Origin of the sequence: Jeotgalibacillus aurantiacus (genome assembly GCF_020595125.1) — a bacterium.
In the GTDB taxonomy this organism is placed as follows: domain Bacteria; phylum Bacillota; class Bacilli; order Bacillales; family Jeotgalibacillaceae; genus Jeotgalibacillus; species Jeotgalibacillus aurantiacus.
This window is the reverse complement of the sequence record NZ_JACNMS010000016.1, coordinates 1-3,959: the sequence shown is the minus strand read 5'-3', so window position 1 is coordinate 3,959 and position 3,959 is coordinate 1. Positions and strand designations below refer to the sequence as shown.

5 protein-coding genes are annotated in these 3,959 nt (G+C 40.5%); all 5 read right to left on the bottom strand.

What is annotated here, in order from left to right; translation table 11 throughout:
* Positions 1 to 167 precede the first annotated feature (167 nt).
* Complete coding sequence (locus H7968_RS17910) at positions 168 to 395, bottom strand: hypothetical protein (protein ID WP_227397374.1); 228 nt, start codon at positions 393 to 395, stop codon at positions 168 to 170.
* 116 nt (positions 396 to 511) lie between these two features.
* On the bottom strand, positions 512 to 637 hold the full coding sequence (locus H7968_RS18075; protein WP_264476796.1) for a hypothetical protein: 126 nt from the start codon (positions 635 to 637) through the stop codon (positions 512 to 514).
* Positions 638 to 880 carry a hypothetical protein gene (locus tag H7968_RS17905; RefSeq protein WP_227397373.1) on the bottom strand — a complete coding sequence of 81 codons (243 nt, stop codon included), beginning with the start codon at positions 878 to 880 and terminating at the stop codon, positions 638 to 640. It abuts the gene before it with no gap.
* Positions 880 to 3,132: a WD40 repeat domain-containing protein gene (locus H7968_RS17900; protein ID WP_227397372.1), complete on the bottom strand. Its 2,253-nt coding sequence runs from the start codon at positions 3,130 to 3,132 to the stop codon at positions 880 to 882. Before H7968_RS17900 ends, H7968_RS17905 begins: the two co-directional genes overlap by 1 nt.
* A 12-nt stretch (positions 3,133 to 3,144) precedes the next feature.
* Positions 3,145 to 3,959: phage distal tail protein (locus tag H7968_RS17895; RefSeq protein WP_227397371.1), on the bottom strand; the 815-nt coding region annotated here is incomplete at its 5' end.

Below are 3,959 nucleotides of genomic sequence, written 5' to 3'. Positions count from 1 at the left end.
AAAATTGATATTGAGATCAACCTCTCCAACCGTATGATATCTGTGAGCCAGCAATATTGAGTTATATTGTTTAATTTCCCCCAGCTGTTCAAAATCTCTTATGACCCTTAAAGATTTCATCGTTTCACCACCTTCACAAACGAAAGAGCACCTCAGTTGAGATGCCCTTATAATTCTTTTTTATTTTTCAAATCTATAAGTTTTTCAATTTCTTTTAAAATATCATCCATTCTTTCGTCCATTACAGCACTTATTTTTTCATTAAGTGCATCTTTATCTTTCACAAGTCCGTGTTCGATTAAAAGTTCAACCAGTACGCTATTAAAAGCTTTTTGTTTCGCATGCTGGTATTCAGATAAAAATAATAGTAAATTTTCAGCTTTGATATTTGTCATAGATATTATTCCTCCCTGTTGTAATGGTTCAACAAATAGAGAGGAATGACCTTCTAAGACATAAAAAATACACCTATTTCCAAGGTGTCCTCAACGACGTATAATATTCCGAGTGTTTAATATCCCGCATTAATCCACCCCTTATATGGTTCAGGTACGTCATCAATCGTCAGACGGTTCATTGATATAAGAAACTTATACCCATTTGTCTTTGATTGATCTAAACTGTTCGGTGCGTTCATTTACAGCCCTCCTGTTAAAACAACGTTCCATAGATCAGCAAGTTGATTTTTTAAGACTTCAATTTCTTCTGATTCATTTTTTGGTTTTAAATCCGGATACTCTAGCACTGCACCATTTTCATATTTAAACCATCCGCCATTAATACCTATAGGAACTTCATCCAACTGAATTTCAATATAACCTTCAACTTCATAAGCGATACAGTCAGTGATAACGTTTTCGCTATTTGTTTTAATAAACATTACGTTAGCCCCTTCCATATTTCAGAGATTAATATCGTATCACCTGATATACCTGCGTTTTTAGAAAAACCGTATGAGAATGCATCGTTTTTGATACTAAGGTTAGACAGATATGCTAACTCTGAAATCTTGTAATCCGTTACAAAGGGTGTGGTTTGGTGAGCAACAGAAAGGTAGGTAGAACCTACACCAAAAGCCAGACCTTGACCACTACCTGTAGGAGATATATCCATCTGACCAACATAAGACAAATTGTTATAAACTTTATACAAGTTCACATAAGGAGAGTTGGTTCCGTAAGTTATAGCCAAGAACTTACCGTCAGAACTATAGGACACCCCCAAAACAGCACTAGTTGGAATTACATCGGCCAACTGCTCTTTAGTAAATGTGTCGCCATTTCTTGAATAAGTTATAAATCTATCACCTGCAGAAACACCTACTGCAACCTGAAATGTATCCGGCCTAAATTCGATAGAACGACACTCACCATCAGGTAACGATAAGGGATCATCTAATTTAGTAAACGTGTCTCCTGATCGTTTGTAAAATGAAACAAATGGAGACGTAGCAAATGCTACCGCTAAATAAGTGTTGTCAGAACTGAAACTAACGCCTCTTCCTGAACCTGTTGGTAAGATAGAAGGATCATCTAATTTAGTAAACGTGTCTCCTGATCGTTTGTAGATAGTCAAAAATCTAGATGTAGCATGTGCTACCGCTAAATATGTGTCATCAGGACTGAAAGCCACACCACTAGCGTTTCCCGTAGGTAACGCAGAAGGGTTTGCTAATTTAGTAAACGTGTCTCCTGATCGTTTGTAAATAGTAATATAAGGAGAATTTGTATGACCGACAACAAGATAGTCTCCGTTACTACTAAAATCCACAGAAAAAGCATTTAATGTTGGAAGTGTACTTGGATTTGCTAATTTAGTAAACGTGTCTCCTGATCGTTTGTAAATAGTAATATAAGGAGAAGAAACATGAGCTACCGCTTTGTAAACCCCATCATTACTATAGGCAACACCAAATCCGTTATTAGTTGGCAAAATGTTAGCGTCAGCTAGTTTATTTTGGTTAATGACTGTATAAACGGGATCGCCAGCACCTACAGCACCTCCCAACTCATATTCACTTTCTACTTGACCATCAATTTTCACCCCACTTTCACCCTGTAAGATAAAAGCCGTACCATTGTAGCGCACTGTATAGACGGATTCTGCATTTAAGTCGCCTGATGACAAAACGCTACCATCTGAACTTATTACACTAACAGCACCTAAACTGTTAACATTAAGAGTAACCGGTCCGGTATTTTGAGTTGCATTTTTAAACACTACCCCTAATCCTTCGACTAATACAGATGGAGCAGGACTTAACGTAATCGTTTTAGCGTTTTCTCCACTGGCTAACCCATATCCCGGATGCTTCACGTAGTCCGCCGGATGCGTCGTAAGGAAATCAGCCACTTCTGTGTTAACCTCGGCCGTCGGCTGCTTTCCAGCACCATTGAGTGTGCCTACTCCATTAACCTGACCTTTTTCAGATGCTAGCAAGAAACCTTCTCCCTGCTGTTCCTCGAACCAATCATTAAAGATCTGCGCGAAGTCCAGGAGATCCTGCTGTAGTTGAGCCGTCGCATCTGCAAGATCAGTAGAAAATTGGTCAGATTCAATTTGCAATTCTGCCTGACGAGCTGTAATCCATGCCTGCAGTTGATCTGTCGGGATACTGATCAGTGAATACACTAGTCCACACAAATCCTCATCCAGTCGCTCATCGATAAAATCAGTAGCCTCTAATGATGAAGTGTTTGCTCTGACCCTTACCTGACCAAGACTAATCTCGTAAATAAAATTATCACGTTGGAGTGCAGGGGGTACGGGATTTTCAGCATATTCCCCCTCTTTAATTACCGTGACAGTTTCTCGCTCGCTGTTTCTGAGATCATGCCTAACTACAAAACGATCAATGCGATCAAGCGTGGGATCAGCGATATTATGAGTTAAAACTTTATCGGTCGTGTTTTTATAACGATAACCCTTTATGATCGCACGACCCGGCTCGATAATGGTTTCCAATGTTCCGTTTTGTACGACGGCTTTTAATGAGGGTTGACCGTCCACATGCAACAATCCTGAGGACAGCACGTCCCCAAAATAATCAGCAAAATCACTCGCTAAATACACCCGGTCATATACGCCCGGTGACACTTCATTTGCGTTAAAAAAGTAACTGAACTCTGGCATGTTTTCACTCCTTTATATTGCGTTGTATAGCTTGCTGTATGTGATATTTACGATTGCACCCTGGATATCGCTGTCTGCCGTGTATTCGATATCATTCTCCCCGATTGCAAGCTCAAAGAATGTTGCAGCATCATCAATCCAGTTAAATACATTGCGCCGGGTACCGTCTGACTCCACAAAAAACACTGTGCCTGCCTCTGTGTCGATCTCCATGATCTCGCCCTCAAGCAACTCCTGATTGATCTTGATAAACTCACCAGTTGTATTATTAATGATCATAGGATTAAGCGCTGGTCCATGAAACTCGACAAAGATCGGCGCAGGGCTGTCACCGTCATTGATCATCTGTCTTCGGTCACGCTGAATACCAAAGATAAAAGGTCCACTGACCGGGAATCGGAACCGTGGCTCAAAAGTAGGTTCTTGAGTTTGTTGAAGCGTGCGCCAAAATGGGTTTGGGCATGTCAAATCTATAACAGCAATTTGATGAGTACGTGACCGACCCTCACCACTTAAATACCTTGGCACATGATCCGCGGCACCATATGTCTCTTTGATTCTCCCTCCATATTCGTATTGGATTCTCAGTTGTCCTGAGACCGGGTTACAAACCTTCCCAAGGTGTTCTCTTTTCGTTGAAATGTCTTCATCGTTGGTACCTTTTATCAAGACCTCAATATTGATAAAACGAGGTATCAGTTTACTATCGATGTAAGTTCTTCCCTGCTGGTAAGGGGCTGCTTGCATTTGAATGTCAGCATCTACATCACCAAGCCCAATTATGCTCTGTATGACGTATGGTCCTGTTTCAGCCAATTGAACGCTAT